Annotated in this window: 16 protein-coding genes, 1 pseudogene and 1 riboswitch; of the genes and pseudogenes, 11 read left to right on the top strand and 6 right to left on the bottom strand. The window is 73.0% G+C overall.

Annotation, left to right across the window (positions count from 1 at the left end; genetic code table 11):
- Window positions 1-201 precede the first annotated feature (201 nt).
- The gene (locus ABT171_RS23640) at window positions 202-1,926 is read left to right on the top strand and encodes a cellulase family glycosylhydrolase (RefSeq protein ID WP_503076248.1); all 1,725 of its coding nucleotides are present in this window, start codon (window positions 202-204) and stop codon (window positions 1,924-1,926) included.
- A gap of 66 nt (window positions 1,927-1,992) precedes the next feature.
- On the opposite strand, the gene ABT171_RS23635 is transcribed toward ABT171_RS23640, so the two are convergent.
- The gene (locus tag ABT171_RS23635) at window positions 1,993-3,249 is read right to left on the bottom strand and encodes a YncE family protein (protein WP_351246838.1); all 1,257 of its coding nucleotides are present in this window, start codon (window positions 3,247-3,249) and stop codon (window positions 1,993-1,995) included.
- 152 nt (window positions 3,250-3,401) lie between these two features.
- Here ABT171_RS23635 and ABT171_RS23630 point away from each other — a divergent pair, with 152 nt between their 5' ends.
- Together ABT171_RS23630 and ABT171_RS23625 are read left to right on the top strand one after the other, a co-directional pair.
- Window positions 3,402-4,064, top strand: a complete 663-nt coding sequence (locus ABT171_RS23630; RefSeq protein WP_351246836.1) for a TetR/AcrR family transcriptional regulator — start codon at window positions 3,402-3,404, stop codon at window positions 4,062-4,064.
- A 153-nt stretch (window positions 4,065-4,217) separates the two neighbouring features.
- Entirely contained in the window at window positions 4,218-5,243 is a 1,026-nt protein-coding gene (locus ABT171_RS23625; protein ID WP_351246835.1) for an alcohol dehydrogenase, read from the top strand.
- Between the two features lie 76 nt (window positions 5,244-5,319).
- Here the strand turns inward: ABT171_RS23625 and ABT171_RS23620 are convergent, their stop codons facing one another.
- Entirely contained in the window at window positions 5,320-6,549 is a 1,230-nt protein-coding gene (locus ABT171_RS23620; protein ID WP_351246861.1) for a glycosyltransferase, read from the bottom strand.
- A 244-nt stretch (window positions 6,550-6,793) separates the two neighbouring features.
- On the opposite strand from ABT171_RS23620, the gene ABT171_RS23615 reads away from it, so the two are divergent.
- The 4 genes and pseudogenes from ABT171_RS23615 to ABT171_RS23600 all read left to right on the top strand — a co-directional run bounded on the left by ABT171_RS23615 (window position 6,794) and on the right by ABT171_RS23600 (window position 9,872).
- Window positions 6,794-7,222 (top strand): hypothetical protein, encoded by a 429-nt coding sequence (locus tag ABT171_RS23615; RefSeq protein WP_351246833.1) that lies wholly within the window; start codon window positions 6,794-6,796, stop codon window positions 7,220-7,222.
- Between the two features lie 215 nt (window positions 7,223-7,437).
- Entirely contained in the window at window positions 7,438-7,803 is a 366-nt protein-coding gene (locus ABT171_RS23610; protein ID WP_351246831.1) for a hypothetical protein, read from the top strand.
- A 97-nt stretch (window positions 7,804-7,900) separates the two neighbouring features.
- Window positions 7,901-8,407: pseudogene (locus ABT171_RS23605) on the top strand (RNA polymerase sigma factor); the annotation flags it as partial.
- A 475-nt stretch (window positions 8,408-8,882) separates the two neighbouring features.
- Complete coding sequence (locus ABT171_RS23600) at window positions 8,883-9,872, top strand: CU044_5270 family protein (RefSeq protein WP_351246829.1); 990 nt, start codon at window positions 8,883-8,885, stop codon at window positions 9,870-9,872.
- Window positions 9,873-9,889: 17 nt separating this feature from the next.
- On the opposite strand, the gene ABT171_RS23595 is transcribed toward ABT171_RS23600, so the two are convergent.
- The 3 genes from ABT171_RS23595 to ABT171_RS23585 all read right to left on the bottom strand — a co-directional run bounded on the left by ABT171_RS23595 (window position 9,890) and on the right by ABT171_RS23585 (window position 12,390).
- Window positions 9,890-10,741 (bottom strand): bifunctional 5,10-methylenetetrahydrofolate dehydrogenase/5,10-methenyltetrahydrofolate cyclohydrolase, encoded by an 852-nt coding sequence (locus ABT171_RS23595; RefSeq protein ID WP_351246827.1) that lies wholly within the window; start codon window positions 10,739-10,741, stop codon window positions 9,890-9,892.
- 24 nt (window positions 10,742-10,765) lie between these two features.
- Window positions 10,766-10,846: riboswitch (ZMP/ZTP riboswitch) on the bottom strand.
- A gap of 237 nt (window positions 10,847-11,083) precedes the next feature.
- Complete coding sequence (locus tag ABT171_RS23590) at window positions 11,084-11,449, bottom strand: nuclear transport factor 2 family protein (protein WP_351246825.1); 366 nt, start codon at window positions 11,447-11,449, stop codon at window positions 11,084-11,086.
- Between the two features lie 155 nt (window positions 11,450-11,604).
- Window positions 11,605-12,390: an acyltransferase domain-containing protein gene (locus ABT171_RS23585; protein WP_351246823.1), complete on the bottom strand. Its 786-nt coding sequence runs from the start codon at window positions 12,388-12,390 to the stop codon at window positions 11,605-11,607.
- Between the two features lie 252 nt (window positions 12,391-12,642).
- On the opposite strand from ABT171_RS23585, the gene ABT171_RS23580 reads away from it, so the two are divergent.
- The 4 genes from ABT171_RS23580 (at window position 12,643) to ABT171_RS23565 (ending at window position 15,839) form a co-directional block, all read left to right on the top strand.
- Window positions 12,643-13,731, top strand: coding sequence for an S-(hydroxymethyl)mycothiol dehydrogenase (locus ABT171_RS23580; protein ID WP_351246821.1), 1,089 nt, complete (start codon window positions 12,643-12,645; stop codon window positions 13,729-13,731).
- Window positions 13,731-14,360 (top strand): MBL fold metallo-hydrolase, encoded by a 630-nt coding sequence (locus ABT171_RS23575; protein WP_351246819.1) that lies wholly within the window; start codon window positions 13,731-13,733, stop codon window positions 14,358-14,360. The genes ABT171_RS23580 and ABT171_RS23575 overlap by 1 nt, the downstream gene beginning before the upstream one ends.
- A gap of 502 nt (window positions 14,361-14,862) precedes the next feature.
- Complete coding sequence (locus tag ABT171_RS23570; protein ID WP_351246817.1) at window positions 14,863-15,558, top strand: L,D-transpeptidase family protein; 696 nt, start codon at window positions 14,863-14,865, stop codon at window positions 15,556-15,558.
- 95 nt (window positions 15,559-15,653) lie between these two features.
- Window positions 15,654-15,839 (top strand): hypothetical protein, encoded by a 186-nt coding sequence (locus ABT171_RS23565; RefSeq protein ID WP_351246815.1) that lies wholly within the window; start codon window positions 15,654-15,656, stop codon window positions 15,837-15,839.
- 86 nt (window positions 15,840-15,925) lie between these two features.
- On the opposite strand, the gene ABT171_RS23560 is transcribed toward ABT171_RS23565, so the two are convergent.
- Complete coding sequence (locus tag ABT171_RS23560) at window positions 15,926-17,311, bottom strand: S1 family peptidase (protein WP_351246813.1); 1,386 nt, start codon at window positions 17,309-17,311, stop codon at window positions 15,926-15,928.
- Window positions 17,312-17,432: the final 121 nt, after the last annotated feature.

The raw sequence follows: 17,432 nt of genomic DNA, 5'->3' as shown, positions 1-17,432 counted from the left end.
GTTTTTTGCCGGGGGCCGGGCGGGCGGGGGTTGGGGGGGCACTCCCCCTAGTGGGGGGGGGGTGGGGGGGGTGGGGGGGGGGGGGGGGGGCCCCCCGGGGGGGGGGGGGCCCCCCCCCCCCCCCCCGCCACCCCGGTCCTCCCCGCCGCCACCCCCGCCCTCCCCGCCGGCTCGCTCTGGTTCGACGGCGCCCCGCTCACCGTGCGGGGCGGCCGGTTCACCGACGGCCAGGGGCGTGAGATCGTCCTGCGCGGCTTCAACGTCTCCGGCGAGACCAAGCTGGAGGAGAACGGCGGCCTGCCCTTCGCCTCGGTCGCCGACGCCCGCAAGTCCGCGACCGCGCTCCGCGCCCTCGGCGGCGCGAACACGGTCCGCTTCCTGCTCTCCTGGGCGCACGCCGAACCCGCACGCGGCCGGGTGGACACCGGCTATCTCGCCGCCGTCACCGAGCAGATGCGCGCGTTCCTGGACGCGGGCATCCGTGTCTTCCCCGACTTCCACCAGGACCTGTACTCCCGCCACCTCTTCACCAGCGGCAGCTGGTACACGGGTGACGGCGCCCCCAAGTGGGCGGTGGACGCCGGGAGTTACCCGGCCGAGTCCTGCGGACTCTGCCTCTTCTGGGGGCAGAACATCACCCAGAACGCGGCCGTGCAGCGGGCGCAGCGCGACTTCTGGCACGACGCCCACGGCCTCCAGGACGCCTTTCTCGCCACCGCCCGGACGACCATGACCTACCTCCGGCAGCACCTCGGCCCGGCGGAGTTCGCGAACGTCGCCGGCTTCGACCCGTACAACGAGCCCTACGCGGGCTCCTACGACTCCGGCCAAACCTCCCGCACCTGGGAGAAGGACCTGCTGTGGCCGTTCTACGAGAAGTTCCGCGCCCGTATGGACGCCGCCGGCTGGCAGGACAAGCCCGCCTTCGTGGAGCCCAACCTCTTCTGGAACGCCGACATCGCCACCCAGAAACAAGAGGGCGGCCTGCTGGACGCGGGCACCCTCGGCCCGGGGTACGTCTTCAACACCCACTTCTACGACCAGAAGGCGATCTCCGGCATCCTGATGTGGGGCAAGGCCGCCGACGGCCAGTACGCCTCCGACTTCACCGCCGTCCGCGACCGCGCCTCGGCCGCCGGTACCGCCGCCGTGGTCAGCGAGTTCGGCCACCCGCTGTCCGGCACGGTGTCCGACAAGGCGCCGACCGTGCTCAAGGCCATGTACCAGGCCCTCGACTCCCGTCTGCCGGGCGCGCGTTGGTGGAGCGACCCGGCGGCCTCCGGCCCGGTGCTCTCCGGCACCCAGTGGCAGTGGGACCTGTACAACGGCCGGCATCACGAGCTGATGAACGGCAACCCCGACAAGGTGCTCGCCTCCGGCGACGCCTGGAACGACGAGGACCTGTCCGCCGTACGGCTGGACGACTCGGGCAACGCCGCCCCGCGCCAGGACGCCCGGCTGCTGGACCGCCTCTACCCGGGCGCCACGGCCGGTACGGCCCTCGCCTTCACCTACGAGGACCGCTCCCGCGACGGCTCGACGACCCTCACCTGGAACCCGGTGCCGAGTTCCCTGCCGAACGTTTCCCGATTGGTGGGCTCCGGCCAGTACGGGCTGCTGGTCTGGCGCTCCGGCGACGGCACCGCGCCCACCGAGCTGCACCTGCCGGCGTCCTTCCCCACCGCGTCCACCACCGTCGTCTCCGACCTGGGCACGGTCTGTGCCCCGCCCGCCTACGGCCCCTCCACTCCGGTCGCCGTCGCTCCCGAGCCGGGCGGCACGGGCAGTCGCCGCCTGCTGCTCACCGACCAGGACTCCGGTGTCCGGCACTTCGCGCTGGTGACCAACGGGGCCACGGCGCCCTCGGCGGACCTGCTGGCCGCGGCCCGGTCCGAGCTGGCCGCGTGGGCGGCGGCGCACTTCTGAACAGGGCACCGCACGAACCGTACGGCCCCCGGGAGGAGTGGGGTCGCCCCGGAGGCCGCACGGCGCTCAACTCCCCGCTGACCCAGGCCAGTTGGCCTGGACGTGCCCCAGCCGGACGCGCTGCGGATGGTCGCCCACCGGGACGGACAGCACCTTCTGCCCGGTGGCGAAGTCGATGGCCGTGAGCCGGTCGGCGCCGGCCTCGGAGATGACGCAGTCCTTGCCGTCGCCGCTCACGGTCGCCCAGTACGGCGTCGACGCGGTGATGAGGGGGCCGACGTCGAAGGACGCCCGGTCGACCACGGTCGCGTAGTCGTCCATCGTCCCCGCGACACACAGCTTGGTGCCCTCGGGGTTCATCGAGATGCCGTGGTGGCGGGAGTCCAGCAGCCAGGTGGCGCGGTCCGGGTTCGTCGCCGGGTTCTCCGGCAGCGTCTTCACCCGGGTGATCCGGTCCGTGGCGACGTCGTACTCCAGGAAGCCGTTGAAGAAGGACACCTGGAAGTACAGCTTGGACCAGTCGGGCGTGAAGGCGGCGGGCCGGACCGCGTCGGAGAAGTCCCGCAGCCCGACGGCGTCCAGCCGCTGCCGCATGTCGATGGTTCTGACCTGCTTGAACGTGGCCGCGTCGACGACGGTGATGTGCCGGTCGCCCTTGGTCCAGTCCCAGCCCGGGGCGTCGAGGGAGGTGGTCACCTCCCCGATGGACATGTTCCAGATGTACCTGCCGCCGTTGGTGAAGAAGTTCTCGTGCGGCTTGTCGCCGGTGCCGAACTCGCCCAGTTCCCTGCCCGACTCGATGTCCAGCACCTGCACCTTGTCCGCGGTCGAGGCCGAGACCGCGACCCGGGTGCCGTCGGGTGAGACCGCCATGTGGTCGGCACGGTAACCGGCCACCGGGAAACGCCAGTTGACCTTGTCGGTGGCCAGGTCGATGGAGACGACGTCGGCGAAGCTGGGCCGGGAGACGACCACGGACTTTCCGTCGGGCGTGGAGTACATGTCGTCCACGTACTGGTCGTGTCCCTCACCGACCTCGTTGCGGACGGCCGTGTAGTAGATCCACTTGACCGGGTCGGCGTTGATCTCCGCCAGCCGCTCGGCCTTGTCCGGGACGACGTCGATCCGGCCGATCTTCGCGAAGTCGCCGGAGGAGCGGATGACGTCGGCGGTGCCGTCCCAGTTGTTGCCGACGAACAGCACCTCGCGCAGCCCGTCGGCGCCGCCGCCCGCGGCGGAGGCGGCGGAGGCGGCGGGGCCGGCGACGGTCAGGGCGAGGGCGGCGGCCACGCAGCACAGGTGCCTGGTTCTGGAGGCAGGCATGACTGCTCTCTTTCCTCGGGGGGTGTCGGGGAATCTGAACACGGGCGCGTTCACAGTGAACTTACTGAAAAGTAAGGATCGAACGGTCTGCCGGACAAGATGTGTGCACGACAAGATTGGAGAAGTGGGGCCAGCGGATGGAGGGGGAACACGTGACGGGCAGGCTCAGGGCGCCGACGCGCCGCTACGGCGGCCGGTCCGCCGAGGAACGACAGGCCGAGCGGCGTCGCCGCTTCCTGGACGCGGGCCTGGAACTGTTCGGCGGCAGCCCGGGCTACCGGGGCACGACGATCGCCGCGCTGAGCCACGCCGCCGGCCTGTCCACCCGCCAGTTCTACGAGGAGTTCCGCACCCTGGAGGACGTCCTCGCCGCGCTGCACCTGGAGGTCAACGGCTGGGCGGAACAGGCGGTGCGGAACGCCCTCGCCACGGCGGACGGGCTGCCGCTGGCCGACCGGGCCGCCGTGCTCTTCCGCGCCTACGCCCGCGACGTCACCTCCGACCCGCGCCGCGTCCGCATCGCCTTCATGGAGATCGTCGGCGTCAGCCCGCGCCTGGAGGAGCAGCGCCTGGCCCGCCGGGCCCGCTGGATCGACCTGATCCGCGCCGAGGCGGACGCTGCCGTGCGGCGCGGGGAGGCGGCACCCCGCGACTACCGGCTCGCGGCGACCGCCTTCATCGGCAGTGTCAACGGCCTGCTGCACGACTGGAGCGCGGGCTGGGTGGACGCCACGCTGGACGAGGTGGTGGACGAGCTGGTGCGGCTGCTGCTCGGCATGCTCCGGCCGGACGGCTGGCGTCCCGCGACCGGCTGACCGGGCGGCCTGCCGAGCCCGGCGGTGGAGGTCAGGGCGGTTCCGGGCGGCTCGGCGCGCGCGACGGGCCGGGAGCTGGTCTGCTGGTGCGGGAGCGTGGTACCCGGTTCCGGACATCCGGCCGACGCACGCCGACACGTACGGGAGAACCAGATGAGTACCTATCGAGTCGCACAGGTCACGGCCGCGGGCGGTCCGTTCGAGCTGGTCGAGCGGGAGGTGTCCGAGCCCGGTCCCGGTCAGGTGCGGATCGCCGTGGAGGCCTGCGGCGTCTGCCACAGCGACGCGTTCTTCGTGAACGGCGGTCTGCCGGGCGTGACCTTCCCCGTGGTTCCCGGGCACGAGATCGCCGGGCGCGTGGAGGCGCTCGGCGAGGGCACGCAGGAGAAGGGCTGGCAGGCCGGCGACCGGGTGGCGGTCGGCTGGTTCGGCGGCAGCTGCGGTCACTGCACGCCCTGCCGCCGGGGCGACTTCGTCGTGTGCCCGAACCTGAAGGTGCCCGGCTGGGCCTACGACGGCGGCTTCGGTGAGAAGGTGCTCGCGCCGGTCGACGCGCTGGCCCGGATACCCGACGCGCTGGCGGCGAGCGACGCCGGACCCATGGCCTGCGCGGGCGTGACCGTCTTCAACGGGCTGCGGCGCAGCTCCGCCCGCTCCGGCGACCGGGTGGCGGTGCTCGGACTCGGCGGCCTGGGACACCTCGGGGTGCAGTACGCGGTGGCGCTGGGCTTCGAGACCGTGGGGATCGCCCGGGGGCCGGAGAAGGCCGACTTCGCCAAGCAGCTGGGCGCCCACCACTACGTCGACAGCACCTCCGGCACCCCGGTCGCCGAGGCCCTGCAGTCCCTCGGCGGCGCGCACGTCGTGCTGGCCACCGCGGGGAACTCCGAGGCCATCACGGCCACCGTGGACGGCCTGGCGCCGCGCGGCGAGCTGGTGGTCATCGGAGCGGACACCGAGCCGATGGGCATCAACCCGGCCCAGCTGCTCATGGCCGGCCGGGTCGTGCGCGGCCACCCGTCCGGCACCTCGCAGGACGTCGAGGAGACCATGGCCTTCAGCGCCCTGCACGGAATCCGCCCGATGACCGAGACGGTCCTACTGGACGACGCGAACGAGGCCTACCAGAAGATGCTCGCCGGCAGGGCCCGCTTCCGCATGGTGCTGACCTACGGCTGAGTCCGCACGGGGTCGACGGTCTCCTCGCGCTGGGCGACACGCACAAGCGGGTCACGGAGCCGGCCCGGCCGGTGCGTCAGTCGCCGAGCCGGTCCAGGGCCGCCAGTACCGGGGCGGCGCCGTCCTCCTCGCGGATGCGGGCGCCCAGCGAGCGCGCCCGCTCCCGGTACGCCGGCTCACGGGTGGCGCGTACCAGGGCGGAGGCCAGGGCGTCCACGGTGATCCGGCGCAACGGTACGACGTCCGGGGCGACCCCCAGGGCGACCAGCCGGGCGGACCAGAACCCGGCGTCGAACTGCACCGGAACCGGCACGGCCGGCACGCCCGCGCGCAGCCCCGCCGCCGTCGTCCCCGCACCCGCGTGATGGACCACGGCGGCCATCCGCGGGAAGAGCGGCGCGTGCGGCACGTCGCCGATGGTCAGCATGTCGTCGCCGTCCGCCGCGAGCCCGCCCCAGCCGCGCTGGATCACCCCGCGCAGCCCGGCCCGCCGCAGCGCGGCGACCACCTGGGCACTGAGCCGCCCGGCGTCCGGCACGGTGGCGCTGCCCAGGCCGACGAAGACCGGGGCCGGGCCGGCGTCGATGAACTCCCGGAGCCGGTCGGGCAGCTGCGCCTGTGTGTCGTACGGCCACCAGTAGCCGCTCACCGTCAGGCCCGGCCGCCAGTCCCGGGGCCGGGGTACCACCAGCGGGCTGAAGCCGTGGTGCACCGGCCAGTGCCGCCGCTCCCGGGCCCGCAGTGCCGCACCGGCGCGCAGCGGCGGCAGCCCGAGCCGGTCGCGCACCCGGGGTACGGTCGCAGCGAAGATCTGCTCCACGGCGAGGTTCACCCCGTGTCCGGCGAGCCGGTTCGCCGTCCCTCCCCACTGGCCGCCACCGAGCACGGCGGGCGCGAACTCCTGCGTGGGCGCGTGGGGCTGGAGATAGACGCCCATGCTCGGCACGCGCAGTCCCTCGGCGATCGTGTGCCCGAGCGGGGCCAGTGAGGAGGACAGCAACATCGCGTCGGCGTCCCGGGCCGCCGAGAGCAGGTCCTCGGTCATCTGCCCGACCACCCGCCGAGCCAGGTCCACCACCCGCAGCAGCTTCCCGGCGCCGCTGGCACTGCGGTGCAGGCCCCGGCCGCGCGGGGACTCCAACTCCGCCCGCGGATCGACCGGCAGCGGGCGGAACCGTACGCCCGAGCCCGCCGCCAGCGGTTCGAAGCGTTCGTGGGTGACCAGGGTGACCTCGTGTCCGGCCTGGACCAGCCGATGGCCCAGCCCGGTGTAGGGGGCGACATCGCCATGGGATCCCGCCGTCATGATCGCAACGCGCACGACGGCCAGTATGGCCGCATTCCGCCCCGCGCGGGACCCAACGCACCAGCTGACACGGCGGGTTCACATGTTTCCGGCCATTGCGTGAAGTCCCTTCCGCACGCGTAGTCACCGGGGGGTGCGCCGCAGCGACCCGGGCAGACGCTGCTCTCGCTATGAGGGCCGTGCCATGCGCGCGAGGATGGAGACAGGTAGCCCCATACCGACTCAGAGGAGAGGAGGAGACGGGATGGCGACCGCAGCTCAGACCGTGCTCGAACCCGCCGAGCGGGTGCGGGCCCAGAAGAAGCAGTCCCAAGCCGCTCTGACGACGATGGAGCCCGCCGCGCGGGTGCGGGCGCAAAGGGGGCTGTACAAGACCCCGACCGGGCGAGTGTCGACGGTGCGTGCGCGAGCCCAGCAGGAGCAGTCGGAGGAGACGCATCCTGACGGCGCGGGCATCCACCTGCACACCCGCACCTTCCACCCCCCGATCACGATCCCGTACCCGAGCGTGGAGAAACTGCCCGTCGGCCTGGAGACCCTGCCCGCGAGGGACCTGGTCTTCTACGGCGGCCTGGGAGCGCTTGCGGTGGCGGGCGCTCTTGAGTGGCCTGTCGCTCTGGCCATCGGCGGAGCCACCTGGCTGGTGCGCGGCAGGCGAAAGGAAGGGCGCTGACAGCGAATCGGCGCAGATCACTGGTGCTCAGAGCCCGTCCGGCCTCGGCCGGACGGGCTCTGGCCGGTTCGGGTGCTGCATTGGCATCACCTACGTCACCGGGTCGGGGGACTGCGCCACCGGCTGCCGGGCGGGACACCCGGGTCGGTGTGACTATCACACCAGGTGACAGGAGAACTCCCCACCGTCACCGCAACCGGTAGGAGGACCCATCGATGAACCTTGCTCTGCGGCGCCTGCTCGGCGCCACCGCGGCCGTGGCCACGGGCGCCACGGCCCTGCTGGGCACGGGTGTCGGCGCCGCCGGCGCCGCCGACGGTGCGCACTGTGCCCGCGCCGAACGGCTCATATGGATCGACGACCCCAGCCGCAACGTGACCGGCCACGGCTGCAGCATGCCGGAGGGCAAGCGCCGCTGGTACACCGTCGAGATCGACACCCTCGTACAGCCCCACCACAATTCGGAGTCTCTGAACGAGAAGGCGGATCGGACCGAGACCCTGCATGACAGAACCATCAGATGCCTGGGCTACACCTCCAGCAACGACACGGTGAACTGGTTCGGCTGCATACCCGACTGACACACCCGCCGGCGGTTCGTGGCAACGACGCTGAACGTGCACGTCCATCACGGAAGAAGGGTGTGACGATCGGGGCGGTGCCGGACACGAACGGAACATGAGCAACGACGAGATCTTCGCCGCTGCCTATCGCGAGCACTACTGGGCGGTCAGCCGCTATGTCGCGCGGCGACTGCCCGGTCGGGCCGACGAGGTGGAGGAAGTGGTGGCGGAGGTGTTCACGGTGGCCTGGCGACGGCGGCGCGACCTGCCGGACGCGCCGCTGCCCTGGTTGTACGGGGTGGCCCGCAACTGCCTGGCGAACGCGGTACGCGGCTACGGCCGCAGGCGACGGCTGGTGGACCGACTGGGCCACGACGAGGCCGCGCACGGCCGGCACCTCGCGGACAGCCCGGACGCCGAACCGCCGGGCGCCTGGGTGCACGAGGCCCTGGACCGGCTCTCCCCGGCCGACCAGGAGATACTGCGCCTCGCGGCCTGGGAGGAACTCGACGCCGGGCAGATCGGGGTCGCGCTGGGCTGCGGCAGACGCGCGGCGGCGATGCGCCTGCACCGCGCCCGCCGCCGGCTGCGCACCGAGATCGACCGCATGCGCCCCACGGCGCCGCCGACCGGCACACCACCCGAGCACGGCTCGCATCCCAGAGCGCCGCAGGGCGTGTCGTCCCCCGGGCACCGGTCGCCTCCCGACGCACCGGCGAGCGGGCCGCCGCCCGGGCACCGCACGCCTCCTGCCGGGCCGGCGCCCCTGGCGCCCCACGACGAACGGCCGGACTCCGGAGCGCCGGACGACGAGTCACTCCCCGCGCGGCCCACGCCTCCGGAGGTGCCGGCGGACCCGTCAAGCCCTGTCCGCCGCGCGCTCGCCGGGCGGCCGGCAGATGTGTCGCTCCCCGCTCGGCCCACGTCTCCCGGGATGCCGGCAGACGCGTCACCGCCCGTGCACCGCACGCCTCCAGAGGCGTCGGTGACCGCCTCACCGGACGGGCGCAGGACCGGCGACGGCGGTCCCGGACGGCGATCGTCGCGTGCCGATTCCGCTGCCCCCGTCGGCGTACCCCTGCGCAAGGACCCCCGCCATGCCTGACGAACTCGACCTCCTCCGCCGCGCCAACCCGGTGCCGGCCCACGCCCCGCACTTCGGCGACGGCCCCCTGGATCACCGTGCCGAGCGGCGGCTGGAGCTGCTGCTGGGCGAGGACGCTCGCCGGGGTTCCCGGCCCCGGCCCCCGCGCGCCCGCCTGCTGTGGGGCCTCGCCGCCACCGCCGTCGTCCTGGCCACCACCCTCACCGCGCTGCTCGGCGGCCCGGGCGGTCAGCCCGCCGTCGCCGCGCCCCGTCCGCTGGCCGTCCGGGCCCACTCCACCGCCGTACCGCTCGACCGGATGGCCCAACAGGCCGCCGCGGCCGCCGCCGACGGTGCGCCCGGCCTGCGCAAGGGCACCCATGTGCAGTCCTGGAGCCTCGGCATGAGCGACGGCAAGCCGCCCGTGACACTCCCGGAGGAGACCGTGGTGCGCTGGAACGCGGACGACAGCCACACCGAGGTCGTCGTGGCGACCGATCCGCGCCACCCGGGCCGCCCGGTCCTCACCGACGCGGGCGACGCACCGCGCCTGGTGGAGGACGGCCATGTGCTGCGCCGGACCACCTACCCGCCGAGCTGGAGCGACGCCCCGCCCGAGGCGCGCCCCCCGCACGACCCGGCGGCCCTGCGGTCCTACCTCGCCGAGGCGGTCCACCCCGGCACCGGGTCCCTGACCCCATCGGAACTCCTGGACGGGGTCAGGGAGTTGCTGGACCACTGGACGCTCGGCTCCCGCGAGTCGGCCGCGCTGGTCCGGGTCCTCGCGGACGCCAAGGGCCTGCGGCCCGTCGGACAGGTGACGGACCGGCTGGGGCGCCCGGGGCAGGCGTACGCCTACGACGGGCCCGGTGCCCGGCGCATGCTGGTCCTGGATCCGCGCACCGGCGCGGTCCTCGGCCTGGAGGCCACCTTCAGCGAGGACGACGCACGGTACGGCGTGCGGGCCGGGGACGTGATGGAGTACAGCGCCTGGCTGCGCTGACCCCCCGTACGCCGGCCTCAGGCGACGCCGAGCTGCCGGGCGGCGGCCCCGACGGTCTGTTCCAGCAGCGTGGCGATCGTCATGGGACCGACACCGCCCGGCACCGGCGTGATCAGCGAGGCCCGTTCCACGGCGGATGCGAAGTCGACGTCGCCGACGTTCCCCGGGTTGTAGCCGGCGTCGATCACCACGGCGCCCGGCTTGATGTCCTGCCCGCGGATCAGCCGCGGCCGGCCCACCGCGGCGACCACGATGTCCGCCTCCCGCACGGCCGCCGACAGGTCCCGGGTGCGCGAGTGGCAGTACGTCACGGTCGCGTCCCGGGCCAGGAGCAGCATGCCCACCGGCTTGCCGAGGATCGCGCTGCGGCCCACGACCACGGCACGCTTCCCGGCGGGATCGACGCCGTACTCGTCCAGCAGCCGCAGGATGCCGCCGGGCGTGCAGGACACGAAGCCCGGCAGTCCGAAGCTCATCGTGGCGAACGAGGCGAAGGTGACGCCGTCGACGTCCTTCTCCGGAGCGATCGCCTCGAACGCCGCCCGCTCGTCGATGTGGTCGCCGGCCGGGTGCTGGAGCAGGATGCCGTGCACGGCCGGGTCGGCCGACAACTCCCGCAGCCTGCCGACGAGTTCGCCGGTGGTCGTGGTGGCGGGCAGGGCCACGTGCCGGGACTCGATACCGGCCTTGCGGCAGCGGTTCTGCTTCATGCGGACGTAGGTCACGGACGCCGGGTCCTCGCCGACGAGCACGGTCGCGAGACAGGGCGCGGAACCGGTCCGTGCGGTGAGGTCGGCGGCCTTCTTCGCGGTCTCCTCGACGACACGGCGGGCCAGGGCGGTGCCGTCCATGAGACGGGCCTGGGTCATGTGCACACTCCTGAGCTGGATCGAGTCTCTCGCCCAGGCGCGCGGCAGCCACCACGGACCGCTCCCCGGTGGTACTCCACCTCAGCGCCAGTCACGGCCCGGGTACAGGGTAGCCGAGCACCCGCACGCCAGCGGGCCTCTGGCAGTGCGGTCGCCGGGGGCCGACCGCGCGGGTCCGGCTCACCCGGGCCGTGCCGGCCGGGAAAGAGCGCCGTACACCGGCTGACCTGCTGCGGAAGCCGGTCCTGGCCGTCGCGGGCGCCGAGAAGGCCCAGGTCAGCCGGGAGGTGACCTGGGCCCTGGCGAATCGCCTCGCGGCGCCCGTCATGCCGGTGTGTGCGCCTACTCGTCCCAGGCCTGGATGAGCAACTGGCTGGCAATCTTGCCGTCACGCAAGGTGACCATCGACTCGGCGAGGACCCGCGTCCCGTCCCCGTACTGGCAGGACTCGGTGAACGCGGCGTGGTCGCCCTGCACCACGCACTGGTCCAGCTTGTGCGTCATGTCGCGGCTGTAGATGTCGTCCAGCAACTCGGCGATCTGACCCCGGCCGCGCAGCACGGTGGGGTGGCTGGGCTGGTGGTTGTGGTCGACGATGCGGATCTCCGCGTCGTCGGCGTAGAGCGACAGAAGGTTGTTGCCGGTGTTCCCTTCTATGCCCCGGCGCAGTGCCTCGGTGTCGAAGGCGGAACCTGTCGCGGTGCCCATGGTGACCTCCTTCGGGCGCCCGCGGCCCGGCGGGGCGCGGACCACGCGGACCCCCACCCTTCGAGGCTCCTCCGGCCCGGCGGTCACGGCAAGCGCGGCGTACGCCTCCGCCGTACCGCCGCGGCCCGCGCGGGCCGGTGCGCGGCCCCGCCCCGTCACCGCCCCTGCACGCCGGTGCCCGGCCCCGACCGCAGCAGCGCCCAGTCCCGGGACAGCACGAAGGCCGCGGCCGTACCGTCCGTGAGGCATCCCGTGAGGCAGTCCGGGAGCAGGCGGGTGAGCTGGTCCGCGGCGCCCAGTTCCACCCAGGTGCGGACCCCGTCGCGGTGCAGCAGGCCGACGGCCTCCGCGAAGCGCAGCGGCGCGCGCCGCACCCAGAACTCCGGGTCGGCGGTCTCGGCACCCACCGGCCGGGCCGTGACGTCGCAGACCAGGGGGAGGCGCGGCACACGCGGGTGGAGCGTGGCCAGCGTACGGGCGTAGGCGGCGAGGACGCCGTCCGGCCAGGCGGAGCGAGGCCCTTGCGCCGGCAGGCCGCCCAGCAGGCGGGCCAGGGTGCCGACCGCGTGGCAGGCCTCAGCCAGCGAGAACACACCCGCGGCGTACGCGGCGGCCATCCGGCCGGACGCGTGCCCGAACACCACGTCCGGGCGGACGCCCCAGCTGCGCAGCAGCCGGTACTGCGCCGCGTGGAGCGCGAAGACCGCCGGCCCCGCGAACGACTCCCGGTCCAGCAGTGCGGCCGTACGCGTGCCGTCGGCCGCGGACATCACGCATTCCAGCGGGAGTTCGAGATACGGATCGAGGCGCGCGCAGATCTCGTCGAGGGCGTCGGCGAACACCGGGAAGGCGTCGCGGAGTTCACGCAGCGTACCGGGCCGCGGGGCGGCGCCGGCCGAGAACAGGAAGGCGGTACGTCCAGTGCGGCCGTCGAGGGGCATGCCCCCATTGAGGCACGCCCGGTCCGGTGCACACACCAGGCAAAGTCCCGCAGCCTGCAAAAAGATTGCCATCATAGAATGACGTTATTCAGTCAAATTCTTACGGAATTGGGAACCGTTCTCGCAGAGTGAGGACCAGGCCGGTTCGCCCGGCGGCCGGAAAGATCCACGATCACCGCCGTGGTCCGTCCCGCCACCGATCCGGCGCGCGTAGGGTCGGCGGGGAAGGCAACCGAGGAAGGGGTTCAGACCATGGCGCAGGAAGTGCGCGGCGTGATCGCACCGGGTAAGGACGAGCCCGTACGGGTCGAGACGATCGTGGTGCCGGATCCGGGACCCGGCGAGGCCGTGGTGCGCGTGCAGGCCTGCGGAGTCTGCCATACCGACCTGCACTACAAGCAGGGCGGCATCTCGGACGACTTCCCCTTCCTGCTCGGCCACGAGGCCGCCGGTGTCGTGGAGTCGGTCGGCGAGGGCGTGACCGACGTGGCGCCCGGTGATTTCGTCATCCTCAACTGGCGTGCGGTGTGCGGGAATTGCCGGGCGTGTCTGCGTGGCCGTCCCTGGTACTGCTTCAACACCCACAACGCCCGGCAGAAGATGACCCTCGCCGCCACCGGGCAGGAGCTCTCCCCGGCCCTCGGCATCGGCGCGTTCGCCGAGAAGACCCTCGTCGCCGCCGGCCAGTGCACCAAGGTCGACCCGGCCGTCTCGCCGGCGGTCGCCGGCCTGCTGGGCTGCGGCGTGATGGCCGGCATCGGCGCGGCGATCAACACGGGCGGCGTCGGCAGGGGCGACTCCGTCGCGGTCATCGGGTGCGGCGGCGTCGGCGGCGCGGCCGTCGCCGGATCGCACCTCGCCGGTGCGGCGCGGATCATCGCCGTGGACATCGACGACCGCAAGCTGGACAAGGCCCGCACCCTGGGCGCCACGCACACCGTCAACTCCGGGGAGACCGACCCGGTCGAGGCGATCCGCGAGCTGACCGGCGGCTTCGGCGCCGACGTCGTCATCGAGGCCGTCGGCCGCCCGGAGACGTACAAGCAGGCCTTCTACGCCCGCGACCTCGCCGGCACGGTCGTCCTCGTCGGCGTCCCCACCCCCGAGATGAAGCTCGAACTGCCCCTGCTCGACGTCTTCGGCCGCGGCGGCGCCCTGAAGTCCAGCTGGTACGGCGACTGCCTGCCCTCCCGTGACTTCCCCCTGCTGATCGACCTGCACCTGCAGGGCCGGCTGCCGCTCGACGCGTTCGTCACCGAGACCATCCAGCTGGACGAGGTGGAGAAGGCGTTCGAGCGGATGCACCACGGCGACGTGCTGCGTTCGGTGGTGGTGCTCTGATGACCGTACGCATCGAACGCCTCGTCACCGCCGGGCAGTTCAGCCTCGACGGCGGAACCTGGGACGTCGAGAACAACGTGTGGATCGTCGGCGACGAACGGGAGGTGATCGTCATCGACGCCGCCCATGACGCCGAGGCCATCGCCCGCGCCGTCGACGACCGGCGCCTGATCGCCATCGTGTGCACGCACGCCCACAACGACCACGTCAACGCGGCACCGGCACTCGCCGACCTCACCGGCGCCACCATCTGGCTGCACCCCGACGACCTGCCGCTGTGGAAGCAGACCCACCCCGACCGCGACCCCGACCGGCACCTCCTGGACGGCCAGGTCATCGAGGCGGCCGGCGCCGACCTGACCGTGCTGCACACCCCCGGCCACGCCCCCGGCGCCGTCTGCCTGTACGACCCCGGGCTCGGCGCCGTCTTCACCGGCGACACGCTCTTCCAGGGCGGCCCCGGCGCCACCGGGCGCTCCTACTCCCATTTCCCGACGATCATCGACTCCATCCGGAGCCGGCTCCTCACCCTGCCCCCGGAGACCAAGGTCCTCACCGGGCACGGGGACGCCACCACCATCGGCGCCGAGGCACCTCACCTGGAGGAATGGATCCGGCGCGGACACTGAGAACGCGCCGGCAGCCCCGACAGCGGATCTCCGGCTTCCCCGCGACCGCTCAATACCAGGTGGCACTGGTCGCGGGGCACCCCGGGGCGCCGGACGCGGCATCGCCGTCGGGCTGGGCGCGGCCTGGAGGCGCGCGGCCCGGGCGGCGCAGCAGAAGCGGCAACGCGAAGTGGCTGGTGACGGCGTACAGGCAGCCGGAGGAGTCGGTCCGGTCCCGAGGTCGTGCCCCCGGACCGGGGTGTCCCACTCGAAGACCGCGTGCCACGCCAGGGCCACCCGACCGCGGGCACGGGGATCGGCCACGCGCAGGGTGGCGAGACCCGGCCGGGCGCCGAGCCCAGGCCGGACGGCTGCGCGGTGACGAAGTTCACCGTTTCGTCACAGGCTGACCGGAAGTACAACCCCCACAGCCCCGCGCAGGTCTAGGAGTCCGACATTGCGGGAATCGCGCAGGGAGGCACCCGGGGCAGGCCCTGGGCGACAAGGGGAGAAGAAGATGCACATGGGGGACGTACGCAGACGAGGTGTCGTCGCGCTCGGCGTCACGGGACTGGTGGCGCCGCTCACGCTGGCGCTCACCGCGGCACCGGCCCAGGCCGCGAGCTGCACCGCACAGGCGGGGCCGTACCAGAAGCAGGTGGAGAGGTTCCTCGGCCGGCCGGTCGACGGCAAGCAGTCCGCCGCCGACTGCACGGCCATCCAGGCCTTCCAGAACAGGCACGGCATCACGCCCGCCGCCGGCTACGCCGGACCGGTCACCTGGGGCGTGATGGACCTCATGACCAAGCAGAAGGCCGTCGGGAACAACCCCAACAAGGACGGCGCGTGCCCGGTGAACAGGGGCCGGATCGCCTGCGTGAACCTCACGCTCCAGCTCAGCTGGATCCAGGACGGCAAGAAGCTCGTCTACGGTCCCGTCCCCGTGCGTACCGGCCGCAAGGGCTACACCACCCGCACCGGCCTGAAGAAGATCTACTGGCGGGACATCGACCACGTCTCGACCGTCTACAACGTGCCGATGCCCTACAGCCAGTTCTTCGACGGCGGCCAGGCCTTCCACTCGGTCAACCTGAGCATGTGGAACCCGCCCGGCTCGCACGGCTGCGTCAACATGACCCCCAAGAACGCCAAGGCGTACTGGTCGCTGCTGAGGACGGGCGACGACGTCTTCGTCTACGGTCGCAAGCCGGGCACCTGAGCAGCCGGGCTTGACACATTGACGTGATGAGCAACACGGTCCCGTATGTCCGTATCGGGTGCGCTTGCTCACAGTGTCTTCACGCCGACCGGCATATGCTTCACAGCATGTCCACCACTGTTGAAGCCGCCCCCGAGCGATCGGCCGCGGAGGTCAACGAGGAGATCAGGGCCCTGTGGCGCCGGTCGGGCGGGACACTGACCACCGAGCAGCGCGCGCAGTACCAGCGCCTCGTGATGGAGTGGGCCGCCGCGACCCCGCGGTCGCACCGGGCCGCCTGACCGACCTCGCGCGGACCGCACCGGAATCCGACCAGGGCACCCGTGAGCCCACGGGTGCCCTTCGCACACCACCCCCGGGGCTTTCCTCAGCCCCAGGTCGCCGAGTAGTACCGCTGGTACGCCTTGCGGTCCTGCTCCGCCCGGATGTAGCGGGTGGCCACCAGGGCGATCAGACTGCCCGCGATCACCAGCAGCCCGGGACCGACGTTCCGGGTGTCCGTCAGCCGCGCCAGGAGCGTCTGCCCCGCCGTGCCCGTCACCGGTGCCGAGGAGCCCGGTGAGGCCGCGTTCGGCGCGACCGCGCCCTGTGCGGCCGAGGCGGACGGCGCGGGGGAGGAGGCGCCCTGCGGGGCGGCGCCGCCGGCGTTCTGCGCGGACACGATCAGCTTGACGTTCAGCGCCGCCATCGCCTTGGTCACCGGCTGGAAGAACGTCGTCCCGCCCGTCTTGCAGTCACCGCTGCCACCGGAGGTGACACCGAGCGCGATCCCGTCGGAGAACAGCGGTCCGCCGCTGTCCCCGGGCTCGGCGCACACATTGGTCTCGATGAGCCCGGTGACCGTCCCCTCGGGGTAGTTGACGGTCGCGTTCAGCGCGGTGACCGTCCCGTCGTGCAGGCCGCTCGTGCTGCCGCTGCGGAACACCCGCTGCCCCACCGCCGCATCGGCGACACCCGTGATCCGCACCCCGTTGCCGCCGCCGATCGCGACGACGTCGGCACCGTCCCCGGCCTTGCCGGAGGCGTACTGCACGAGCGAGAAGTCGGTGCCGGGGAAGGCGCTGCTCACCGTCCGGCCCAGCTGCTGGTTGCCCTGGTTGTCGGCGAACCAGGTGGATCCCGCGGGCCCGCAGTGACCGGCGGTGAGGATGAAGTCGCTCTGCCCGTTGGTCACGTTGAACCCCGCCGAGCAGCGGCCACCGGTCGACAGGATCGGCTGGGCACCGTTCAGCCGCGTGGTGAACGTGCCCTTCATGCGCTCCATCCGCACGAAGCCGCCGATCCCCGCGGCGACATGGCTCATCCGGGACCAGTCACCGGCGGACACCGTGCTGTCCGCGCGCACCACGACCCGGTTGGTGCGGTAGTCCACCGCCCACGCGGTGCCCGCCACGCGCGGCGCCGCCCGCAACGCGGCCGTGGCCGACCTGAGTTCGTCCATGCTGTGCGACACGACCTTCGCCGCCGCCCCCGCGCGCCGTACCTCCCGCGCCGCCGCCTCGTCGGTCACCGCCACCACCGGCCGCCCGTCGGCGCCGATCCAGTTGCCCGCCGTCCGCGCCGTGCCCAGCCGCGCCACCAGCGCGGCGCCGGGGTCCGCGCCGCCGGTGACCGAGGCGAAGGGTCTGGCGGCGGCCGGAGGCGTCTCGCTCGCCATGGCCGCCTGGGCGACCATCGCGCCCCCCAGGAGGAGTCCGCCGACCGCCGCCAGGCGTGTCACCCGCCTGACGATCCGTCGTCGTGCGTGCCGCATGCAGGGCTCCCGAAGCCGAACCGAACGCGCCCCGCCGGTCAACGGCGGCGCGAGGCCCCCGGCTCGTCGAGGGCCCGCACCTCCATACGCGGCCCGCGGCCCCCGCGTTCACCGCCGGCCG

Origin of the sequence: Streptomyces sp. NPDC001851 (genome assembly GCF_040297165.1) — a bacterium.
Taxonomy (GTDB): domain Bacteria; phylum Actinomycetota; class Actinomycetes; order Streptomycetales; family Streptomycetaceae; genus Streptomyces.
This window is presented reverse-complemented; position numbering and strand designations above follow the sequence as displayed.

Excerpts from the sequence above, each read along its gene's own strand:
- ABT171_RS23635 (WP_351246838.1), bottom strand. The coding sequence starts at position 3,249 with ATGCCTGCCTCCAGAACCAGGCACCTGTGCTGCGTGGCCGCCGCCCTC.
- ABT171_RS23625 (WP_351246835.1), top strand. The coding sequence starts at position 4,218 with ATGAGTACCTATCGAGTCGCACAGGTCACGGCCGCGGGCGGTCCGTTC.
- ABT171_RS23620 (WP_351246861.1), bottom strand. The coding sequence starts at position 6,549 with ATGACGGCGGGATCCCATGGCGATGTCGCCCCCTACACCGGGCTGGGC.
- ABT171_RS23615 (WP_351246833.1), top strand. The coding sequence starts at position 6,794 with ATGGCGACCGCAGCTCAGACCGTGCTCGAACCCGCCGAGCGGGTGCGG.
- ABT171_RS23610 (WP_351246831.1), top strand. The coding sequence starts at position 7,438 with ATGAACCTTGCTCTGCGGCGCCTGCTCGGCGCCACCGCGGCCGTGGCC.
- ABT171_RS23600 (WP_351246829.1), top strand. The coding sequence starts at position 8,883 with ATGCCTGACGAACTCGACCTCCTCCGCCGCGCCAACCCGGTGCCGGCC.
- ABT171_RS23595 (WP_351246827.1), bottom strand. The coding sequence starts at position 10,741 with ATGACCCAGGCCCGTCTCATGGACGGCACCGCCCTGGCCCGCCGTGTC.
- ABT171_RS23590 (WP_351246825.1), bottom strand. The coding sequence starts at position 11,449 with ATGGGCACCGCGACAGGTTCCGCCTTCGACACCGAGGCACTGCGCCGG.
- ABT171_RS23585 (WP_351246823.1), bottom strand. The coding sequence starts at position 12,390 with ATGCCCCTCGACGGCCGCACTGGACGTACCGCCTTCCTGTTCTCGGCC.
- ABT171_RS23580 (WP_351246821.1), top strand. The coding sequence starts at position 12,643 with ATGGCGCAGGAAGTGCGCGGCGTGATCGCACCGGGTAAGGACGAGCCC.
- ABT171_RS23575 (WP_351246819.1), top strand. The coding sequence starts at position 13,731 with ATGACCGTACGCATCGAACGCCTCGTCACCGCCGGGCAGTTCAGCCTC.
- ABT171_RS23570 (WP_351246817.1), top strand. The coding sequence starts at position 14,863 with ATGGGGGACGTACGCAGACGAGGTGTCGTCGCGCTCGGCGTCACGGGA.
- ABT171_RS23565 (WP_351246815.1), top strand. The coding sequence starts at position 15,654 with ATGCTTCACAGCATGTCCACCACTGTTGAAGCCGCCCCCGAGCGATCG.
- ABT171_RS23560 (WP_351246813.1), bottom strand. The coding sequence starts at position 17,311 with ATGCGGCACGCACGACGACGGATCGTCAGGCGGGTGACACGCCTGGCG.